We start from the raw sequence: 19,913 nt of genomic DNA, 5'->3' as shown, positions 1-19,913 counted from the left end.
ATAATAACCTTTTTTACAGCCCTGGCAAGAGCCAAGAGGGAGCGTCTCGCTGGTTCTCGCTTGCCTGGGCTGTTCTCCGTTCGGAGATCCTGCGAAGTTGGTTTGTGCGTTGGCAGCGAGCGGAGCAGGCAGGCGGTGGGTGATGCTGCCGAACCAGTTATTAAGATCCGCTCGCCCTCCGGTTATCACCACAGGCCTGGCAGGCGGGCTTTTTGGGGTATGAAAGAGAATTTTATGGCTAAGCAAGAAAGTTCCCGGTACGCCGAGGCCGGGGTTGATATTGACAAAGGCAATGAGTTTGTTGAACGGATCAAGCCCATGGTGGCTTCCACCTTCCGTTCCGGGGTTTTGACCGGGATTGGCGGGTTTGGCGGCCTTTTTGCCCTGGGCAGCGGCAAGTACAAGGATCCGGTGCTGGTCTCTTCCACCGATGGTGTGGGAACCAAGCTGCTGATCGCCCAGATGTGCAACCGGCATGACACCATCGGGATTGATCTGGTCGCCATGTGTGTCAACGACATTGTGGTTTCCGGGGCGCAGCCGCTGTTTTTCCTCGATTATTTTTCTTCCGGCGGTCTGGACCTGGAGGTGGCTGCCGCCGTGGTGCAGGGGATTGCCCAAGGTTGCGAGATTTCCCGTTGCTCTTTGATCGGTGGGGAAACCGCCGAGATGCCGGGGATGTATGCCCCGGGCGAGTACGACCTGGCCGGCTTTGTGGTGGGGATTTGCGAGCGGGACAAGATTATCGACGGTTCCGATATCCGGGTGGGTGACACCCTGATCGGGCTGGCCTCCAGCGGCCTGCACAGCAATGGCTACTCTTTGGTCCGGAAGATCTGTTTTGAAGAGATGAAGTTGTCGGTCAATGACCGTATCGATGAGTTTGGCTGCACCCTGGGCGAGGAACTGTTGCGTCCCACCCGGATTTATACCGAGCCTTTGCTTAATCTGGTCAAAAACTTTAGAGTGAAAGGGCTGGTGCACATCACCGGTGGCGGCATCATCGATAACCTGCCGCGGGTGCTGCCCAACGGTTGCAAGGCCGTGCTGGACGGCAAGAGCTGGGAGGTGCCGCCGGTGTTTGAGTTTTTGCGGCAAAACGGCAAGGTGTCGGCGCAAGAGATGTGCCGGACCTTCAACAACGGGATCGGCATGGTGGTGGTGGTAGATGCCAAAGAGGCCGACGATGTCCGCATGCAACTGCAGGCGTTGGGGGAAAAACCCTTTGTGATCGGTGAGGTTGCCGCACGGTCGAAGAAAAAGAAAAATGAACCTTTGGTGGAAATTGACTGCTGTTAGTTTTTGCTTCTAATCCCCATTTTTTGTAAAAGGCGGTTTCCGGTGAGCGGAACAACCGCCTTTTTTTATGGATGGGCTTGGCAGTCCTCGGGGTCGCCCTTGATTTTAGCCAGGGCATGGGGCAGGGCGGGCAGCAGAACCTCGATGTTTTCCAGGGCCGCCCGGCGGCTGCCCGGCAGGTTGATCAACAGGCTTTCCCCTCGGGTGCCGGCCAGCCCCCGGGACATCACGGCGTGGGGGGTTTTGGCAAAGCTGGCAGCCCGCATGGCCTCGGCCATACCGGGGATTTCCCGGTCCAGCAGGGGGCGGGTGGCTTCGGGGGTGACATCACTGGGGGTCAGGCCGGTGCCGCCGGTGGTGATGATCAGGTCGATTTTGTCATGATCCGTCCAGCTTTTCAGCACCCGGCGAATATCTTCGATCCGGTCGGGAACCAGGGCGTGGGCGGCCACCTTGAAGCCGTGGGCGGCCAGCAACTCCCGCAGGGCCGGGCCGCTGGTGTCTTCCCGTTCGCCCTTGGCCCCTTTGTCGCTGGTGGTGAGCACGGCACAGGTGTAGGTGGTCATGTGCTTTTCTCCTGGTAAAACAGGTTTTGCCGCCGGCGCAGCCCCAGCTGCAGCCGGCTGCTTTCCGTTCATCATCATTGCGGGCTATGTTATTCCGGGTAGGCCGGGGAAGTCAAGCGGCTGTTGCCCGCTAAGTGGTCACGGCTCCCACCGGGATCGCTTACTCCTTGGAATATCGTTACGTCCGGGGTACCCTATGGCCGGCTGCCTGCCCCGTCAACAACCCCGCGAACGCAAGCTTGGAAGCAAGGTTTAACGTTTATGGCCAAAAAATCCGACCAGACCGGCACCATTGCCCGTTCAGCCGCCGTGGTCAGCTTTGCGGTGCTGTGCAGCCGAATCCTGGGGCTGGTGCGGGAGCAGGCCTTTGCCATTCTCTTTGGGGCCGGTTATGCCTTCGATGCCTTTGTGGTGGCCTTTCGGATCCCCAACATGCTGCGCGATCTTTTTGGCGAAGGGGCTTTGAGTGCGGCCTTTGTTGCCGTTTTTGCCGCCTATAACGAGAAGGGCGAAAAAGAAACCTGGCGGCTGGCCAGTAATGTGCTGGTTTTTTTCGGACTCTTTTTAAGCGTTCTCACCCTGGTGGGGATTTTCGCCTCGGAGCACATCGTTCGCCTGCTGGTGCAGGATGAATATATCCAGGTGCCGGGCAAGGTGGAGCTTACCGCCCGGCTCACGGCCATCATGTTCCCCTTTCTGACCCTGGTCTCACTGGCGGCGGTGGTGATGGGAGTGCTGAATACCAAGGGGCGGTTTTTTGTGCCGGCCATGGCCGGCAGTTTTTTCAATCTCGGGGCCCTGATTGGCGGTGTTTCGCTTTCCCTGCTGATGCCGCGTTTCGACCAGCCGGCCATCGTCGGTATGGCCATCGGGGTGCTGATCGGCGGGGTGCTGCAACTGGGCTGCCAGTTGCCGACCCTGCGCCGCACCGGCTTTCGTTTTGTTCCCCACCTTGACCTGCGCGATCCCGGCCTAAGGCGGATCCTGGTGTTGATGATGCCGGCGGTTATTGGCCTGGCGCCATTACAGTTCAACATCGTGATCAACACCTATTTCGCCTCCTCGCTGGCCGAGGGCACGCTCTCCTGGCTTAATTACGCCTTTCGGCTGTTCTGGCTGCCGGTGGGGCTTTTCGGGGTGGCCCTGTCGGTGGCCACCATGCCGGTGGTTTCCCGCTTTGCCGCGCAAAAGGACATGCCCAACCTGAAAAACACCTATGTCTCCTCGCTGACCATGGCCTTTTGTTTGAGTGTGCCGGCCTCGGTGGGGCTGATCATCCTGGCCCAGCCCATTGTGCGGGTGATTTTTCAGCACGGCCGTTTTGATGTGGCTGCCACGGTGGGCACCGCCGAGGTGCTGGCCTGCTATGCCGTGGGCTTGTTTGCTTACGCGGCGGTCAAGATCATGGTGCCGATCTTCTATGCCTTGGACCGGCCCCGCTATCCGGTGATCGGCAGTTTTCTGACCATGCTGGTTAACTTGTTGATCATTTTAGCAGTTTTAGAGCATCTGGAGCACCGGGCGCTGGCCCTTTCCATCTCCGGGGCGATGACGGTTAACTTCATTTTTTTAAGCGTCATGCTCTACCGGTTGATGGGCGGTTATCCCCTGGCCGGATTGGCTCGTGGGTTGGGCAAAATTGTCCTGGCCTCCCTGTTGATGGCCGGTTGGCTCTATGGGCTGCAGCGGCTGTTTTTCCCCGGGGGAATTTCAGAAGAGCGGCTGTTGCTCGATATCGCGGCGGTGGCGGTCTGCATCGGCAGCAGCGCTCTGCTTTACGGCCTGGCTTTGCAACTGCTGAAACTCGAGGAGATGAACCTCCTGGTCCGACGCCTGCTGCGGCGCGGGTAAGCAGCAGCGTGGGTGTTACAAGGCCTCTGCCAGGGCCAGCAGTACCGGTACGGCGGTGTCCACCCGCAGGATGCGGGGCCCCCAGGAGAAGGGGGTGAAGCCTTGTTTGGCAAAACAGTTGATTTCAAAGTCCACCCAGCCGCCTTCGGGGCCGATGGCCAGCATTTGGCGCCGAGCCGGGACGGCGGCGGGAGCAGCGCCTCGCAAATTGCCCGCAGGTAATGGATCATCGGGGCCGGTTTCCGACTGCCGGAGGCTGGCCGTGGCCATCTCGACGGGCTTTTTGGTGGGATGAGCCAGCAGGCGCAAGGGGCCGTTTGGCCGGGGCGGCGGCAGTTGATCTTCAATGAAGGGGCGAAAACGTGGGTGCAGGGTAACTTCCGGCAGTCGCGTATCGCCGGCTTGCTCCAGCCCCTGCAACAGGGCTGCGCGGATGCCGGCCGGCGAGAGCTGTGAGGAATGGAAAAAACTTTTTTCCACCCGCCGGGCGTTGATCAGCATAATGCGCTGGACTCCCATGGCGGCGGCCTGGGCCAGCACCCTTTTGAGCATGATTGGCCGGGGAATGGCCAAAATCAGGGCGGTGGCGGCCTTGGCCGGCGGCTCCTGGCGGCAGTCAAGCCGGATAGTGACCTCCCGGCGAGCAACGGCCAGCACCTGGGCTGATCCCATGGGGCCGTCGATAATGCCGGCCCGCAGCAGATCCCCGGGCCGGCTCTTGAGAATCCGGCTGATATGCTCGGCCCGCCGGTCTCGGAGCGTAATGGTGTCGGCGGTTATTTCATGGTGCTCAACAAGGATGATGTTCATGGCCTGGGCTTTGTACTCTCGGGCTTTAGGGTTGATTTGTCCGCAATTTGTAACCGTTTGCCAGGGGTGCTAACCTGCCGGTTTAACGGGCGGTAATCGTGCAGCAGTGCCGTATATTCGGGCAAGCAGCCAGGCGCAGCGTACCCCTGTACGTAAGCCTGGCTGATCGCCCGAAGATGCGGTGCTGCTGCACGATTACCGCAATTCTAGCCGTTGCTGGGGGGTTAGTCAAAGTCGTAATGATGTATGCGGCAGGTTGTCGGATTATGGTTAATTTTGCGGCGCTCCGGAAGGGTGGGGGTTGCCTTTTTCTGGGCGGAGGAGGATAGTGCGTTTGCGTCTTACTCTATTGTTTGCCTTGGGGCGCCCCTTTGCCCCCCTGTATGCCGGGCTGATGCGTTTGCGGGCCTGGCTCTATCGGCGGGGTTGGCTGGGGCAGGAAAAAATGATCGTGCCGGTGGTTAGTGTGGGTAATCTAACCCTGGGAGGTACCGGCAAAACCCCGCTGGTGCTTTACCTGGCCCGCCTGCTTAAAGAGTTGGGTTACCGGCCGGCCATTTTGAGCCGTGGTTACGGCCGGGTCAAAAAGGCCGGCAAGAGAACCGTTGCCGATGGTGGCCGGCCTTTGGTGGTGGCCGATGGCCGCCGGCTGTTGCTGGGGCCGGAGGTGGCGGGGGATGAGCCGGTGCTGTTGGCCCGGGCACTTCCCGGGGTTCCGGTGCTGGTCGATGCGTGCCGGGCGGTAAGTGGCCGTTACGGGGTCGACAGGCTGGGGGTAGACAGCTTGATCCTGGATGACGGCTTCCAACATCTGGCCTTGGCCCGGGATCTGAACCTGGCCCTGTTCAGCGCCCGCAACCTCCCGGTGGGGGCCAGGGTTTTTCCGGGAGGACCATTGCGCGAACCCTGGTCGGCACTGGCGCGGGCCGATGGCGTGGTGATAACCGGGGTAACCCCGGCGTTCTCGTCGCAAGTAGAATCTTTTATCCGTTTTCTTAATCGCCGTTTTCCGCAGCTTCCCTGTTTCACCGGGGCCTATCGGCCGCTCTGCCTGTTGGCCGGTGACGGTGTCGCCCCTTTGGCCTTGGAAGAAGGTAAAGGTAAATCCTGGTTTGGTTTTGCCGGGATCGCCCAGCCGGAATCGTTTCGCCAGACCTTGTTGCAGGAGGGGTTTCGCTTAAACGGCTTTCGCGCTTATGCCGATCATCACCGTTACACGGCGGCGGATTACCGGGCGTTGGTGCAGATGGCCGCCCAGCAGGGGGCCGATGCCCTGATCACCACCGAAAAAGATTTGGTTAAGCTGGCCCCGCTGCAGGGGCAACTTCCCTTGCTGGCCTTGCGGGTGGGCCTGGTCATGGAAGAGCGCTTTGAGTGCTTTGTCCGCGCGCGACTGAAAGTTGTCAAGAAGTAGCCGAACGCTTACCCTCCGTTATACCGGTAGGTTAGTATCCCTGGTGAACGGTTGTCGCTTGCCTCAAAACCGTGGCGGGATGCTCGTTGTTGCAGTGATAAGCCTGGCCTCTGGCTGTGGCAAATTTTTGGGCTGCCGCAGATGTGTGTGTTTTTTTTGCCACAGTAAATGGGGGTGAGGTAAGGGCGATGGTCAGCCATCTTCTTTTTTATTTCCTGAATTTTAGTGTTTTTTGGCTGGTTAATTTATTTGTTGGGCCGTTGGCTTGCAACTTGCATGTGTTTATTGAGCAACCGGCTGCACCGTTGCGTCGCATCACCGACCAGCAAAATTACCAGCAGCCTAACCCCAGCGACACATGGATGTAACGAAAAATGGATGCACTGCAACATACCCTGAAGAAAAGCGTCAGCTTTGCCGGGATCGGCTTGCACAGCGGTAAACCGGTGCGGATGGCGATCTACCCTGATGAAGTCAACAGCGGCATTCGTCTGCTGCGTTCCGATCTTGGTCAACTTGAGCCTACTCCGGCATTTATGGATCGGGTGGTAGATACCCGCCTGGCAACCACCGTTGAGACCGTGGGAAAGGCTTCGGTTTCCACGGTGGAGCACGTGTTGGCCGCGCTGTACGGCCTGGGTATTGATAACGCGGTAATCGTGGTGGACGGTCCGGAAGTGCCGATCATGGACGGTAGCGCCGCCCCCTTTGTCCGGGTGCTGCGCCGGGTTGGTCGCCGCCGGCAGCAGGCCCGGCGCTGGATGCTCAAGTTCAACCGGGAGGTGTGCTTCCAGGATGATCAGGGGCGTTCGGTGCGAATTGAGCCCTACAGTGGTTTTCAGGTAGACTGTCGGATTGATTTTGCCCATGCCGAGATCGGCAGCCAGCAATTTGAGATTGATCTCACCCCGCACAATTTCGCAACCGAGATCGCCGGTGCCAGAACATTTGGCTTTTTCCGTGAAGTAGAGCAGTTGCGGAAAAACGGCCTGGCCCTTGGCGGCTCCCTGGATAACGCCGTGGTAATCAATGACCAAGGGGTCATGAACAGCGACGGCCTGCGTTATGCCGATGAGTTTGTGCGACACAAGGTGCTTGACCTGGTTGGCGACCTGGCCCTGCTGGGCTTTCCGCTGCTGGGCCGGGTGGTGGCGGAGAAATCGGGGCACGGCCAGCATCTTGGCCTGATGCAGGCGGTTTCCGCCCATCCTGAAGCCTGGGATATCGTCGCCCTGGAAAACGGCGGCGAGTACCGGGTTCTGCAGCAACTGGCCGAGAGCACCAAAGCGGTGGGCGATCGGATTCTGCCCTATCTGTTGCCGCCCTCGCTGGCCTTAAGCCCCGCCCGCGGATAAGTTTTTGCCTTCATCTTTCGGGCGAGCCGCTGAACGCCGCCCGCTTTTTCATGTAACCCGCAGGGGAAATCCTCTGCGGGTTTTTCTGTGGGCAAACGATCGTCGCCGCTAAAGGTTAACCTTTTTTGGGACTGGGTGCTGGACCTGGCACTGTTAATCGGCTATTCTTGCTTTCGCATCGCAACGGAAGCTCAGCAGGTAGATTATAGTTTTTTGCCAGGCAATGCCAGGCCGGAGCCCAGGCTAAGAGGCGTGACAAGATGACGGAAAAGCGAAAAAAACTTGGTTTTATCGGTGGCGGCCAGATGGGTGAGGCCCTGATCAAAGGGGTGCTGGCGGCTGGTTTGTACCGTTCCGCCGAGCTGGTGGTGGCGGAACCCAGCGAGCCGCGCCGGCAATTGCTGGCCGATCGCTACGATGTGCCGGTTTGTCAGCAATCCGGGCCTTTGTGGGCGGGGTGCGATGTGCTGGTGCTGGCCGTCAAGCCGCAGGTCATGGGCACGGTGCTGGCGCAGGCCGGTCCCTTGGCTGGCGAGCGTCGGCAACTGCTGATCTCTATAGCTGCCGGTGTTTCCACGGCCTTTATTGAAGAGGCGCTGGCTCCGCGCTCGGTGCCGGTAGTGCGGGTGATGCCCAATACGCCGGCGCTGGTGCTGGCCGGCGCCTCGGCCTTGTGCCCCGGTCGGGCTGCCGGTGAGGAGGATCTCAAGCTGGCGGAAGGAATTTTTGCCGCCGTGGGTAAAACGGTAATCCTGCCCGAAACCGCCATGGATGCGGTTACCGGTCTTAGCGGCAGCGGCCCGGCGTATGTTTTTACCTTTTTAGAGTCCCTGATTGATGCCGGGGTCAAGGTGGGGTTGAGCCGGGAAGTGGCCGCAGTGCTGGCTCGGCAGACCATCGCCGGGTCTTTGCAGTTGGTCGAGGAAAGCCGGCAGTCGCCCGCCGAACTGCGGGCCATGGTAACCTCGCCCGGCGGAACCACCATCGCCGGTCTGCATGCCTTGGAGCGCGGGGCTTTCCGCGCCCTGATCATGGATGCGGTGGAAGCCGCCACCCGCCGGTCCCGCGAACTGGGCAGCAACTGAGATGAAACTGGCTAAAGTCGGGATTATCATTAAGCGGGACAGCGCCGAGCCGCGGCGCGTCGGCGGTGAGATGGCGGACTGGCTTGCCGCCCGCGGCGTCGAGGTGGTCATCGATCATATTGCGGCCGGCCAGGACCTGCTCATCGTGCTGGGGGGGGACGGCACCCTGCTGCATGTGGCGGCCGAGGCCAGCCGCCACGGAATACCGGTGCTGGGCATCAACTTCGGCGGCCTGGGTTTTCTCACCGAGATAGCGGTGGAGGACCGGTGGGCGGTACTGGAAAAACTGCTGGCCGAGGCGTTGCCCCTGGAGGAGCGGATGATGTTACAAGTCCGCCTCCATGGCTCCGAACCCGGTGGGCCGGGCTATGCCCTTAATGACGTGGTGGTCAGCAAAGGGGCGGTGGATCAGATGGTGGAACTGGAGGCCTGGGTGGATGGCGAGTATCTGGCCACCTACCGGGCCGACGGCTTGATCATGGCCAGTTCCACCGGCTCCACCGCCTACAATCTCTCTGCCGGTGGGCCGGTGGTGCATCCGCGTCTTGATGCCATTGTGGTGACCCCGATCTGCCCTTTCATGCTGGAAAGCCGTCCGGTGCTGCTGGCCGGTTCCTGCCGCCTGGAGGTCAGGATAGCTGCGCGAAGCAGGGTGGCGGCCGACGGCGCCGGCAAACTCCAGGTTATCGCCGACGGCCGCCGTTACGGCGAATTGCTGCCGGGAGATACCCTGGAGGTTGCGGCGGCGGCAAAAAAACTGCGCCTGATGACCTCCCCCTGGAAAAGCTATTTTGAGATTCTGCGGGGCAAGCTCAACTGGGGCGGTGGCCGCTGAGGGCTATTCCTTTTCCTCCAGGGTCCGATCCAGGGCTTCCTTCTCCTCAGCCATGGCTTGCCGACCGGCTTCGATGGCGGCACTCAGGGTTTTTCGCTTCTGGTCGAGATAGTCCTTGCCCTGACCGGCCAGTTTATTGCCGCGTTCGATGAGCTCACGCCCCTGTTCGATCATGGCCTTGCCCCGATCCACCGCACTACCGGCATGTTCCTTGACCTCGTCGGGAAAATGACGGCATTTCTCCCGTAGTTCTTCGCTGTAGCCGGCCAGTTTCTCCCTGGTTTCGCGTCCGGACTGGGGGGCGAGCAGCAGAGCCACGGCGGCGCCGGTGACTGCCCCGGCCAGAAAAGAAATAACGGTTAACCCGGCGCTGCAGTTCTCTTGGTGATGACTCATGGTGCTACCTCCTTGCTTGGTTTGGCTGGTTTTTCATTTTTTGCCGCCCAAAAGTACGCGGGCGAACATTTGCAACCCGGCGGTAATGCCGCCGACCCCGCTGATTACCGGGCGTACCGAATCTTTCAGCGCCTGGGAGGTCAGCAGTAAGGTGTCGCCGGCCCGGCGGACAGCCCTGATCGCCTCATCGGTTTCTTCAAGTTTGGCCGTGCAGGAGGCCGCCAGCAGTTCCACTTCGGCTGCCCCGGCGGTAATTTTTTTGCTCATCGGCACCAGTTCCCGTTCCAGCACCTGCAGGGTTTCTTCGGCTTTTTTGTAGGTCCGCTTAAGCTGGAGCAGGGTGGGTACTAAAACGGCGGTAAGAATCAGGATGCTCCCGGCGGTGAAAATCAGGAAAATGTCCAGAGGGGTCAAAATTTTTCCTCCCGGCGGCTGGTTGGTTGAGAGCTCGGCGGTAAGGCCGGCAGTATGCAGGCAGTTTATCATATCCCGATGATAATCAGAAAGAGTCGGGTGGGAAATTTTTGCGGCCGGAATTACTTTTTCTGCAGCCCGTATTTTTTCATTTTGTACTGCAGCAGGCTTTTGGTAATCCCCAGGCTGTCGGCCGCCCGGGTCTGCACATGGTCGGCTTTGGCCAGGGCTTCGGCCACCATCTTTTTCTCGATGGTGTTCATGATTTCCGGCAAAGGGGTTTCGGGGGGGATGAGCTGCTCCAACTGCAGGTTGTCACCCCAGCCGATGGATGGCTGATCGCCGCTGCTTTCCGGTTGCACGTCAGCCGGGGTGATCAGCTCTTTGCTGCAAAGCACGGCGGCTCGCTCAATGGTGTTTTCCAGCTCGCGGATATTGCCCTCCCAGGGCAGGGTGCTTAGAAAGCTGATGGTTTCCGGCATGATCTGCAGGCCGGGACGATGCAGTTCCCGGGCGAATTTGGCCACGAAGTGGTGGGCCAGCGCGGGGATGTCGTCGGTCCTTTCCCGCAGGGGGGGCAGGTGGATATGTACCACATTGAGGCGATAGTAGAGGTCTTCGCGAAAATTGCCGGCCTCAACCTCTTCTTTCAGGTCTTTGTTGGTGGCGGCAATGAGCCGCACCTCTACCCTGATGGTGCGGCTGCCGCCGACCCGTTCAAAGGCTCGCTCCTGAATGACCCGTAACAGCTTGGCCTGCAGGCTCAGTGGCATCTCGCCCACTTCATCCAAAAACAAAGTGCCCCCGTCGGCCAGTTCAAAGCGCCCTTTGCGCAGCGCCACTGCGCCGGTGAAGGCCCCTTTTTCATGCCCGAAAAGCTCGCTTTCCAACAAACTCTCCGGCAGGCCGGCACAGTTGATCGAGATAAAAGGGGCCTGGCTGCGCGGGCTGTTGCTGTGCACCGCCCGTGCCACCAGCTCTTTGCCGGTGCCGGACTCCCCGGTGATCAGTACCGAGGTCGGGGTGGGGGCTACTTTTTCAATCAGGCCGTAGATCTCCCGCATGCGATGACTTTTGCCCACCATGCTTGCATAAGAGGTCCGCTCGCTGATCTCGGCTCGCAGTCGGGTGTTTTCGCGGACCACCTCGTAGTGTTCCAGGGCCTTGCGGATGCTCACCAGCAGTTCGTCGTTGTCAAAGGGTTTGGTGAGGTAATTGAAGGCTCCGGCCCGCATGGCGGCCACTGCCTTGTCCACCTCCCCGAAGGCGGTGATCATGATCACCGGCAGTGACGGATTGATGCCCTTGATGGTTTTTAACAGCTCCAGGCCGTCCATCCCTGGCATCCGCATGTCGGTGATAATCAGGTCGAGATCGGTGTGCCGGGCGATCTCCAGCCCTTCTTCGGCGCTACCCGCGGTGAAGGTTTCATACCCCTCATCCCGCAGCAATTCAGAGAGGATTACCAGGTAGTTGGGTTCGTCATCGACGACCAGAATGGTCTTCATGCTTTTTCCCCGGACAAGTTTTGAGGATGGGGGTTGGCCAGAGAGGTATGATTTTGCTCCTGCAGGTCGAGAAAATCGCGTAACTCCTGATAACAGGCGTACGGGGTGCGACCACTGCGGCAGTTGCCGCCCAGCGGCACCCCGTTGGCCATGGGTTCGTGGAAATCGGTGCCGCCGGTGACCAGCAGGCGGTGCTGAGCCGCCAGCCGCAGCAGCTGCTGGTGCTGCTTGTGGTTGTGGGCCGGATAATGTATTTCCAGCCCCGCCAGCCCGGCCCGGCGCAACTCCGGCAGCAGTTCCGGCAGGTGGTTGAGGCCGGCATCATTGACTGCCGGGTGGGCCAGCACCGGCGCCCCGCCGGCGGCGCTGATCAACCGGATGGCATCCAGGGCATGGATGCGGGCACTGTTGACGTAAGCAGCCGAACCCCGCCGGAGATAACGGTAAAAGGCCTCCTGAAACCCGTTCACCACTCCTTTGCGCACCAGGGCCCGGGCGATATGGGGGCGGCCCACCTGGCCGTTTTCCTGGTGTTGCAGGTCAAAATAGTCGATCTCAATCCCCAGGTCGTTGAGCCTGGTCAGGATGTCCAGATTGCGCTGGTGGCGGGCCTGCTGGAGTTCCGCCAGGGTCCGGCCCAGGGCGGCGTCGCTGTGGTTCAGGCCGTAGCCGAGAATGTGCAGTGAGCCAAGCTTGTGCCAGGCGCTGATCTCGATCCCCCCTATCAGTTGAATCGGCTTATCGGTGGCGGCGGCAAGAAAGTCCGGCAGGCCGGCCACGGTGTCGTGGTCGGTCAGGGCCAGGGCCTGCAGACCGCGCTGCAGGGCGAGGTCGACAAGCTCAGACGGGGTTAGGGCCCCGTCGGAGAAGGTTGAATGGGTATGCAGGTCTATCCAGTTCATGGAGCAGTGGTTCCGCCGTTGAAGTCGCGGCCGGCAAGAAAAACGCTTGCCGAGGAGGCGATATTTTGTGATATTGAATCCTTATTATACCACACTAGCCGGGTAAATTTGACAACTTTGGCCAAAAATTCGGAAAGGTTTTGCTGGCACCAGAGCAAGCCGCCGGTGGCCGGGCTGATTCCGGCTACGGCGGCGTTTGTGGCCCCGTCGAAACAAATTTAACCATAAAGGAACCTTTTGTCATGGCTCAGATCGATGCATTTTTTAAATTGATGAACGACCAGGGGGCTTCCGACCTTCACATGGTAGCGGGTCAGCAACCGGTACTGCGGATTCGCGGGGATATGGAGAAGGTTAAATATAATGTGATGGAAAACGATGCGCTAAAGTCGATGCTCTACGAGATCGTTTCGGAAGAAAAGATTAAGGTATTCGAGGAAACCGGCGATATCGATTTTGGTTACGAAATAACGGGGCTGGCCCGTTACCGGGGTAACCTTTTTATGCAAAAAAACGGGATCGGCGCTGTTTTTCGGGAGATCCCCAGTGAGATTCTAAGCTGTGAGCAGTTGGGGTTGCCGGCCGTGGTTTCTCGCCTGGCCACTCTGCCCAAGGGGCTGGTGCTGGTTACCGGTCCCACCGGCAGCGGTAAATCGACGACCCTGGCGGCCATTATTGATCAGGCCAATAAGACCCGCAAGGACCATATCCTTACCATCGAAGACCCCATAGAATTTGTGCACAAGAGCCACAATTGCATCGTCAACCACCGTGAGGTGGGCCTGCATACCCAGAGCTTTTCCGCCGCCCTGCGCGGTGCCCTGCGCGAGGATCCGGACATTATTCTGGTGGGCGAAATGCGGGATCTGGAAACCATCGCGCTGGCCATGGAGGCGGCCATGACCGGGCACCTGGTTTTTGGCACCCTGCACACCCTGAACGCCAACAAGACCGTGGATCGGATCATCGAAATTTTTCCTGCCAGTCAGCAGGCCCAGGTCCGTTCTACCCTGGCCGACGCGCTGAAAGCGGTGGTTTCCCAGAACCTCTTTAAACGCATCGATAAAAAAGGGCGCTGTGCCGCCCTGGAGATCCTGATCTGCACCCCGGCGGTGCGCAACCTGATCCGGGAAGGCAAGACCTACCAGATTCCCTCGGCCATGCAGACCGGCAAAAAATTCGGCATGCAAACCCTGGATGACGCCATTATGGATGTATTGCAAAAAGGCTGGATTTCCGGGGAAGATGCCTATGTCAACGCCATCGAGAAAAGCAAGTTCGTGCAGTACCTGAAAACCCCGCCGGCGGATTTCACCGACGCCTAGTAAACGGTGCTGATCACCGTTTACCCTATCCTCATCCTCTTGTTCTTCGTCTGATAACTTGCCTCGGGTAACGTTCCGCTTGGTCCGGGACCGCTTACCTTTTCAGGGCTGGGGCGCAAACCGGTTCCTGGCGGTTGTCGCAGGTGATGGTGCCGTGGCGGCCGGTGGTGAGAACGGTGGTGCCGGTTTGTTGCCATTTTGCCACCCTTTGGTAATCGGTGCGGCGCTGGTCGTCGGAAACCGCGATAAAGGCCGGGTTTACCGCCGCGATGAACTCCGGGGCCATGGAGGTGGCCCGGCCGTGGTGGGAGGCGGCCAAGAGCAGATGGCCGGTTTTGGGGTTTTCGGCGGCCATTTCGGCAAGCAGGCGCCGTTCCTGGCCTTTGCTGATATCGCCCGGCAGTAGCAGGGAAAATTTCTGGTGACGGTAGCTGATGATCAGGCTCTGGTCATTGACCCGGTCTTCCAGGGGCGGCTCAAAGGTGGCGGCCGGCCGCCGGTGAAAGTCGCTGAGGTTGATCAAAGAAAAATTTTCTCCGGCGGCCAGGATTTCTCCGGCCTCCGGAACTCTGATTTCCACCCCCAGTTCCCCGGCCAGCTTCAGTAACGCATCATAATCCCGCCGGCCTTCCGTATGGCCGTTGACCCAGAGCGTTTGGGGCCGGAAGTGGCGCAGGAGAAAAGGGATGCCATTGTAATGGTCGGCGTGGGGGTGGCTGATCACCACCGACTCCAGGCGCCTGATGCGTTGCCGCCGGAGAAAGGGGGCGATCAGTTGTTCTCCTACGTTGGTGGTCAGGGTGGCCGGGCCGCCGCCATCCACCAGAATGATACGGTTGCCCGGCATCTCGACCACGGTGGCGTTGCCGTGGCCCACCTCGATGAAACTGACCCGGCTGCCGGTATCCTGCTGCCGTTGCCATTGATGGTAAACGGGCAGCAGGAGCAGCAGCAGGACCATCGTGGCGGCCGTTACCGGGAAGAGCAGGTGGCGGCGTAGCAGGGCCAGGGTGGTCAGTAAGATCCCCCAGGCGGCAAACTCCGCCACCGATGGCGGGGCAAAGTAAAAAAAGCTGCCGGGCAGTTCGGCCAGCCAGACGGTCATGGTCACGGTAAGGTCAAGGCCACGGCTGGCGGCGGTTAGCAGAATTCCGGCCAGCCAGCCCAAGACGCCGGCTTGGCCGAAGGTGCTCAGGGCCAGACCGATAAGGGCCAGCGGCAGGGTCCAGAAGAAGATTAAGGGGGTGGCCAGCAGGGTGGTCAGCGGGCTGAGCAGCGAAACCCGGTGAAAATGGTGCATGGCCAGCGGGGCGGTGACCAGGGTGGCCACCGCCGAGACCAGCAGGCTGGTTATGACCCAGAAGAGCAGTCGGCGGCCCGGGGTGGTTGCCTCCCGGTAGCGATCCTGCAGGGATGGCACCAGCATGATGATGCCGGCGGTGGCGGCAAAGGAAAGCTGAAAAGAAGCGCCGAACAGGGCCGGCGGGTCCAGCGCCAGGATGATCAGCCCAGCCAGGGCCAGGTTGTTGAGGCTGCACCATTGGCGATTGCAAAGCACGGCGCCGATGAACACCAGCGTCATGATCAGGGCCCGCTGGGCGGGCGGTTGCAGGCCGGTGATCAGGGCATAGCCGACAATGGGGAGTAAGGCCAGCAACAGGGCGGCCTTGCGGACATGCAGGGCTTGCAGCAGGTAAGGGGAGCGTTTGAGCAGCCACTCCAGGGCGGCCATGCTGAGCAGGGCGATCAGCCCCAGGTGCATGCCGGAAATGGCCAACAGGTGCATGGCGCCGCCGGCCTTGAAGGCCTCCAGGGTGTCGGCGGCGATGCCGCTGCGATCGCCGATGAGCAAGGCCCTGAGCACCGGCAGATTATCTTCTCCCGCCAGATAATGCTCCAGTCGCTGGCCGGCTCCGGTACGCAGCCGTTCCGGCAGATAAGCCAGTCGGTGCCCCAGCTTTTCCGGGGCAATTTCCTTCACTGGCGCCAGTTGCAGGGGGTCGGCCACCCAGCCGCTTAGATGAATCCCGCGGTGGGCTAAAAACTGCCGGTAATCAAAGGCCCCCGGGACGGTAAAGGCCCGCACCGGCCCCAGCCGGGTTCGGACCAGCAGCCGCTCGCCAGGCCTGATCTCCTGCTCCGGATGACCGTTGAGGGTAAGTTGAACCAGGCCCCGGGCGGGCAAAGTTGCCTCCGGCCGGTGCAACTCTTCCGCCGCCACGACCAGCCTGGTGCGGGGGCCGCTTTGTCGCGGCAGCTCCTGTAAAACGCCCACCAGCACCACATCATGGGACAGGTCCGCAGTTAGGTGGGCCGGGTCGCGCTGTTCCTGGGCCGGCAACAGGTTGTAAAGGTGATCGGGATCGGTGGGCAGGGTCAGTTGGGGCTGGGCCAGCTGGTGGCCGGCGGTAAAGAAGATCAGCAGCAACAGCCCGGAGAAAAGCGGAAGGGGCCGGGGCAGGGCCGGCTTCCAGGCAAGCATCCCCTTCCTCAGCAACAACCCTCCCAGCAACAGCAGCAGGCCGGCGAGGGAGGGAAGGGCGACGGCCGCTGGCGGTAAGCCCAGGCGATGGGCAGCGGCTATGCCGGCGGCGAAAGCCAGGGCCGGCAGAATCAGGCGGCCATGCAGGTGGGTGCCGGCGGGGTCAGGGGCGGCCACTGGCTGCCCCGGTCTAATCGAGGAAGTTTTTCAGCTTTTCCCGGCGGCTGGAATGGCGCAGCCGGTTCAAAGCCTTTTTTTCAATCTGGCGAATGCGTTCCCGGGAAACGTTGAAGCGTTTGCCGATCTCTTCCAGGGTATATTCGGCGTCTTCGCCGATGCCGAAGCGCAGCCGGATGATTTTTTCCTCCCGCGGGCTCAAGGTGGAGAGGATGGTGGTAACCCGCTCGGCCAGTTGATTGCCCTTGACCGCTTCGTAGGGCGAAACCGACTCCTGATTCTCCAGGAAGTCGCCCAGGGTGGAATCATCGTCGCCCACCGGTGTTTCCAGGGAGATGGGCTCGCGGGAGGCCTCGAAGATGGCCAGGATCTTCTCCATGGGCAGGCCGGTTTTTTCCGAGATCTCCGCCGGGGTCGGCTCCCGGCCCAACTCTTTGAGCAGGGAGTAAAAGGCCTTGAAAAATTGGCTGCGCAACTCCAGAAAGTGGACCGGAAGGCGGATGGTGCGGGTCTTGTCCAAGATGGCCCGGGTAATGGCCTGGCGGATCCACCAGCTGGCATAGGTGCTGAATTTGTTGCCCTTGGTGTAGTCGAAGCGGAACACCGCCCGCATCAGGCCCAGGTTGCCTTCCTGGATCAGGTCGGCCAGGGTCAGGCCCTGGTGCATGTAACGCTTGGCTATGCTCACCACCAGCCGCAGGTTGGCCTTGATCATGGCGTCCTTGGCCACTTCAATGGAGCGCGCGTAAAGCTCGATCCGGCAGTAGCACTGGCGCAACCGCTTTTTGTCCGGGTATTTGTGGCAGATGGCGGTCATGCTGCGCACCATGTTGTTGAGGTGCTGTTTTTTGGGCTTCAGGGTGGGGTCCCGCTTTTCCCACATGTCAATGCGTTCCGCCAGTTCCTTCATCTCCGCCAGGCCGGAGCGGTCTTTACGGATGGCGCTGATGATGGCGTTGAAGCCTTCCCGAATGGTTTTGGAATATTTCTCTTCCTCTTCCGGGGTCAGCAGGTCGAACTGGCCCATCTCCCGGAGGTAGGTGGTGGTGGTTTCCTCGGGTTCGGCCAGGTCCTCGCGACCGGCCATTTTCGCGGCCAGCGGCTCTTCGTCTTCCATGTCGGAAGAATCGTCCTGATCTTTGTCGTCAAGACGTTTGCCGTCCAGGTTTTTCTTGCCGCCGTGCTTGTCGTGGGTGATAACCTCGATGTTGTGTTCCTGCAGGAAGTCGAAAATGCCATCTATGGCGTCGGGATCTTTGTCGTCGGGAATCAGATCGTTCAGGAAGGAAAGGGTGATGCAGCCGTCGTCCTTGCCGGCTTCAAGCAACTTGTTTTTAATATTGGCGGACACTTGGCTTTTCTCCTGGTTTGTGGCGGTTATCTCAAGCACACACGGGGTGGCCCGGCTGATCCTGCAGGGGGCTGAGGCCCCACAAAGTGTAGTTTCGTCGAACACTATACATTAATAATTGTTTGCTTAAAGAGCAAGGGGAAAATTAGAAAATTGCAGTTTGGTGGAACAGTGTGGATATTCATCTTGGACTGATATCTTGTTCGATGGTATGCTGTCAAACGTTGCAAAGTCATTTTATCATGGGTCCATCTCCCAGTGTAACGATTTTATTTCCAATGAGTGCTGGACCCAGCATAATGATAGCCTCGCAAAAAACCACCAAACTGGTTGGTCGGTAACGCGAGAACAACTAGTTACAAAGGGTGCCCGGTCGGCGGCGTGGTTTTTTGCGACGCCGACCATTATCCCTTTGTTGCCAGGAGCGGTGTTTTGACGGATTTCCACCGTGGAAGTGGTGTTCTGCTGCACATAACCTCCCTGCCGGGCCCTTACGGGATCGGCGAACTGGGCCCCCAGGCCCATGCCTTTGTGGACTTTCTGGCCGCCGCCGGGCAGAGCTACTGGCAGTTTCTGCCGCTGTGTCCCACCAGCCCCGGCCTGGATAATTCGCCGTACATGGGGCTTTCCGCCTTTGCCGGTAACAACTTGCTGATCAGCCTTGAAGGGCTGCGGGAAGAGGGCCTGCTTGGCGATGAGTCGCTGCGCTCGGCCCCGGAGTTTTCCGAGTACCTGGTGGATTTTGCTCAAGTGCGCGCCTTCAAGGAGCAGGTGCTGGCCGAGGCTTTTGCCCTCTTTGAGCGGCAGTCGCAGGAAAGTGAGTTGGCCGGGCAACTGGCTGAATTTAAGGCCGGTCATCCCTGGCTGGCGGATTACGCTCTGTTCATCAGTATCCACGAAGAGCAACAGGGCCTGCCCTGGTATGACTGGCCCGAGCCTCTGGCGCGACGGGAACCGGCGGCCCTGGCGGAACAGCGGCGGCGGTTGGCGGCCCGAATCGACTATCACGAATTCGTCCAGTTTATCTTTTACCGCCAGTGGCAACAACTGCACGCCCATGCGGCGGCCCGCGGGATTAGTTTGATCGGTGACCTGCCCATCTACGTGGCCCTGGACAGTGCCGAGGTGTGGGCCTGGCCGGAATGTTTCCTGCTGGACCCCAAAACCCACCGGCCCACCCATGTGGCCGGGGTGCCGCCGGATTATTTCAGTGCCACCGGCCAGCGCTGGGGCAATCCGCTATTTCGCTGGCACGGAGGAGGGGCGACGGTGCAAAAGAGCCTGCATCGATGGTGGCAGAGGCGATTCGCCCACCAGTTCGCGCAGGCCGATATTGTCCGGATTGACCATTTTCGGGGTTTTGAGGCCTTCTGGCAGGTTCCCGCCGAGGAGCCCGACGCGGTTCGGGGCCAGTGGGTGGCCGGCCCGGGGCGGGAGTTTTTTCGTAAAATGGAAATAAGCCTGGGCAAGTTGCCGATTATCGCCGAGGATCTGGGGCTGATCACCCCGGAGGTGGAGGAGTTGCGTGACCGGCTGGGGTTTCCCGGGATGAAGGTGCTGCAGTTTGCCTTCGATTCCGATGAAACCAACGCCTACCTGCCCCATAACTACGCCGGTCCCAACTGTGTGGTCTATACCGGCACCCACGACAACGACACCTCCCTGGGCTGGTATCTGAGCGACCAGGTCAGCGAGACGGCCAAAGAGCGCTTTTTGCGCTATGCCAACAGCCGGGACGGTCGGCCGGTGCACCGGGATTTTATCCGCCTGGCCCTCTCTTCGGTGGGTGCGGTGGTGATTATTCCCCTCCAGGATGTGCTGGGTTTCGGCAGTGACTGCCGGATGAACGTTCCCGGTACCGCCGAGGGCAACTGGCGCTGGCGGGTGGCGAGCCGTTTTCTTACCGCCGAGGTGGCGGCTGAGCTGCGGGAGGAGACCGGCTTTTACAACCGGCTACCGCCGCCATTAAACGACCAGGAAAAAAGTAACTGATCGCGGGATACCCATGCGTAACGATAATCCAAGGAGTAAACGGTCACGGGGCACCCCAGATTGCGGCAAGCAGACCGGCGCAGCGTACACCGGGTACTCAAGCCGGGCTGATCGCCGCAAGGTGGGGTGCCCCGTGATCGTTTACGGAAAA

General features: G+C 60.2%; 17 protein-coding genes. 9 read left to right on the top strand and 8 right to left on the bottom strand.

Annotated features, from left to right (window positions below; all coding sequences use genetic code 11):
- Window positions 1-234 precede the first annotated feature (234 nt).
- A complete protein-coding gene (gene purM, locus DAAHT2_RS05510; protein WP_013163308.1) occupies window positions 235-1,299 on the top strand; it encodes a phosphoribosylformylglycinamidine cyclo-ligase in 1,065 nt (354 codons plus the stop codon).
- 65 nt (window positions 1,300-1,364) lie between these two features.
- Here the strand turns inward: purM and DAAHT2_RS05505 are convergent, their stop codons facing one another.
- Window positions 1,365-1,865, bottom strand: a complete 501-nt coding sequence (locus tag DAAHT2_RS05505) for a MogA/MoaB family molybdenum cofactor biosynthesis protein (protein ID WP_013163307.1) — start codon at window positions 1,863-1,865, stop codon at window positions 1,365-1,367.
- A gap of 261 nt (window positions 1,866-2,126) precedes the next feature.
- On the opposite strand from DAAHT2_RS05505, the gene murJ reads away from it, so the two are divergent.
- Window positions 2,127-3,716 carry a murein biosynthesis integral membrane protein MurJ gene (murJ, locus tag DAAHT2_RS05500; RefSeq protein WP_013163306.1) on the top strand — a complete coding sequence of 530 codons (1,590 nt, stop codon included), beginning with the start codon at window positions 2,127-2,129 and terminating at the stop codon, window positions 3,714-3,716.
- A 15-nt stretch (window positions 3,717-3,731) separates the two neighbouring features.
- On the opposite strand, the gene DAAHT2_RS05495 is transcribed toward murJ, so the two are convergent.
- The gene (locus DAAHT2_RS05495; protein WP_013163305.1) at window positions 3,732-4,526 is read right to left on the bottom strand and encodes a 16S rRNA (uracil(1498)-N(3))-methyltransferase; all 795 of its coding nucleotides are present in this window, start codon (window positions 4,524-4,526) and stop codon (window positions 3,732-3,734) included.
- Window positions 4,527-4,860: 334 nt separating this feature from the next.
- Here DAAHT2_RS05495 and lpxK point away from each other — a divergent pair, with 334 nt between their 5' ends.
- The 5 genes from lpxK to DAAHT2_RS05475 all read left to right on the top strand — a co-directional run bounded on the left by lpxK (window position 4,861) and on the right by DAAHT2_RS05475 (window position 9,215).
- Complete coding sequence (gene lpxK, locus DAAHT2_RS05490; protein ID WP_013163304.1) at window positions 4,861-5,940, top strand: tetraacyldisaccharide 4'-kinase; 1,080 nt, start codon at window positions 4,861-4,863, stop codon at window positions 5,938-5,940.
- Window positions 5,941-6,128: 188 nt separating this feature from the next.
- Window positions 6,129-6,308: a hypothetical protein gene (locus DAAHT2_RS14625; protein WP_013163303.1), complete on the top strand. Its 180-nt coding sequence runs from the start codon at window positions 6,129-6,131 to the stop codon at window positions 6,306-6,308.
- A gap of 6 nt (window positions 6,309-6,314) precedes the next feature.
- Window positions 6,315-7,295: a UDP-3-O-acyl-N-acetylglucosamine deacetylase gene (gene lpxC, locus DAAHT2_RS05485; protein ID WP_013163302.1), complete on the top strand. Its 981-nt coding sequence runs from the start codon at window positions 6,315-6,317 to the stop codon at window positions 7,293-7,295.
- A 260-nt stretch (window positions 7,296-7,555) separates the two neighbouring features.
- A complete protein-coding gene (proC, locus tag DAAHT2_RS05480; protein WP_013163301.1) occupies window positions 7,556-8,380 on the top strand; it encodes a pyrroline-5-carboxylate reductase in 825 nt (274 codons plus the stop codon).
- 1 nt (window position 8,381) lies between these two features.
- On the top strand, window positions 8,382-9,215 hold the full coding sequence (locus tag DAAHT2_RS05475; protein ID WP_013163300.1) for an NAD(+)/NADH kinase: 834 nt from the start codon (window positions 8,382-8,384) through the stop codon (window positions 9,213-9,215).
- Window positions 9,216-9,218: 3 nt separating this feature from the next.
- Here the strand turns inward: DAAHT2_RS05475 and DAAHT2_RS05470 are convergent, their stop codons facing one another.
- The 4 genes from DAAHT2_RS05470 to DAAHT2_RS05455 form a co-directional block, all read right to left on the bottom strand.
- Window positions 9,219-9,611 carry a YtxH domain-containing protein gene (locus DAAHT2_RS05470; RefSeq protein ID WP_013163299.1) on the bottom strand — a complete coding sequence of 131 codons (393 nt, stop codon included), beginning with the start codon at window positions 9,609-9,611 and terminating at the stop codon, window positions 9,219-9,221.
- Window positions 9,612-9,644: 33 nt separating this feature from the next.
- Entirely contained in the window at window positions 9,645-10,025 is a 381-nt protein-coding gene (locus DAAHT2_RS05465; RefSeq protein ID WP_041718829.1) for a DUF948 domain-containing protein, read from the bottom strand.
- Window positions 10,026-10,147: 122 nt separating this feature from the next.
- Entirely contained in the window at window positions 10,148-11,533 is a 1,386-nt protein-coding gene (locus tag DAAHT2_RS05460) for a sigma-54-dependent transcriptional regulator (RefSeq protein ID WP_013163297.1), read from the bottom strand.
- Entirely contained in the window at window positions 11,530-12,435 is a 906-nt protein-coding gene (locus DAAHT2_RS05455; RefSeq protein ID WP_013163296.1) for a PHP domain-containing protein, read from the bottom strand. Before DAAHT2_RS05455 ends, DAAHT2_RS05460 begins: the two co-directional genes overlap by 4 nt.
- Before the next feature lie 242 nt (window positions 12,436-12,677).
- Between DAAHT2_RS05455 and DAAHT2_RS05450 the strand changes: the two genes are divergently transcribed.
- Complete coding sequence (locus tag DAAHT2_RS05450; protein WP_013163295.1) at window positions 12,678-13,760, top strand: type IV pilus twitching motility protein PilT; 1,083 nt, start codon at window positions 12,678-12,680, stop codon at window positions 13,758-13,760.
- Between the two features lie 94 nt (window positions 13,761-13,854).
- Here the strand turns inward: DAAHT2_RS05450 and DAAHT2_RS05445 are convergent, their stop codons facing one another.
- Both DAAHT2_RS05445 and DAAHT2_RS05440 read right to left on the bottom strand, forming a co-directional pair.
- The gene (locus tag DAAHT2_RS05445; RefSeq protein WP_013163294.1) at window positions 13,855-16,419 is read right to left on the bottom strand and encodes a DNA internalization-related competence protein ComEC/Rec2; all 2,565 of its coding nucleotides are present in this window, start codon (window positions 16,417-16,419) and stop codon (window positions 13,855-13,857) included.
- A gap of 13 nt (window positions 16,420-16,432) precedes the next feature.
- A complete protein-coding gene (locus DAAHT2_RS05440; protein ID WP_013163293.1) occupies window positions 16,433-17,770 on the bottom strand; it encodes a sigma-70 family RNA polymerase sigma factor in 1,338 nt (445 codons plus the stop codon).
- A 432-nt stretch (window positions 17,771-18,202) separates the two neighbouring features.
- On the opposite strand from DAAHT2_RS05440, the gene malQ reads away from it, so the two are divergent.
- Window positions 18,203-19,762, top strand: a complete 1,560-nt coding sequence (malQ, locus tag DAAHT2_RS05435) for a 4-alpha-glucanotransferase (protein ID WP_013163292.1) — start codon at window positions 18,203-18,205, stop codon at window positions 19,760-19,762.
- Window positions 19,763-19,913: the final 151 nt, after the last annotated feature.

The sequence above is a fragment of the Desulfurivibrio alkaliphilus AHT 2 genome (assembly GCF_000092205.1).
GTDB lineage: Bacteria > Desulfobacterota > Desulfobulbia > Desulfobulbales > Desulfurivibrionaceae > Desulfurivibrio > Desulfurivibrio alkaliphilus.
The sequence above is the reverse complement of the archived record's forward strand: the minus strand, read 5'-3'. Positions and strand labels throughout refer to the sequence as shown.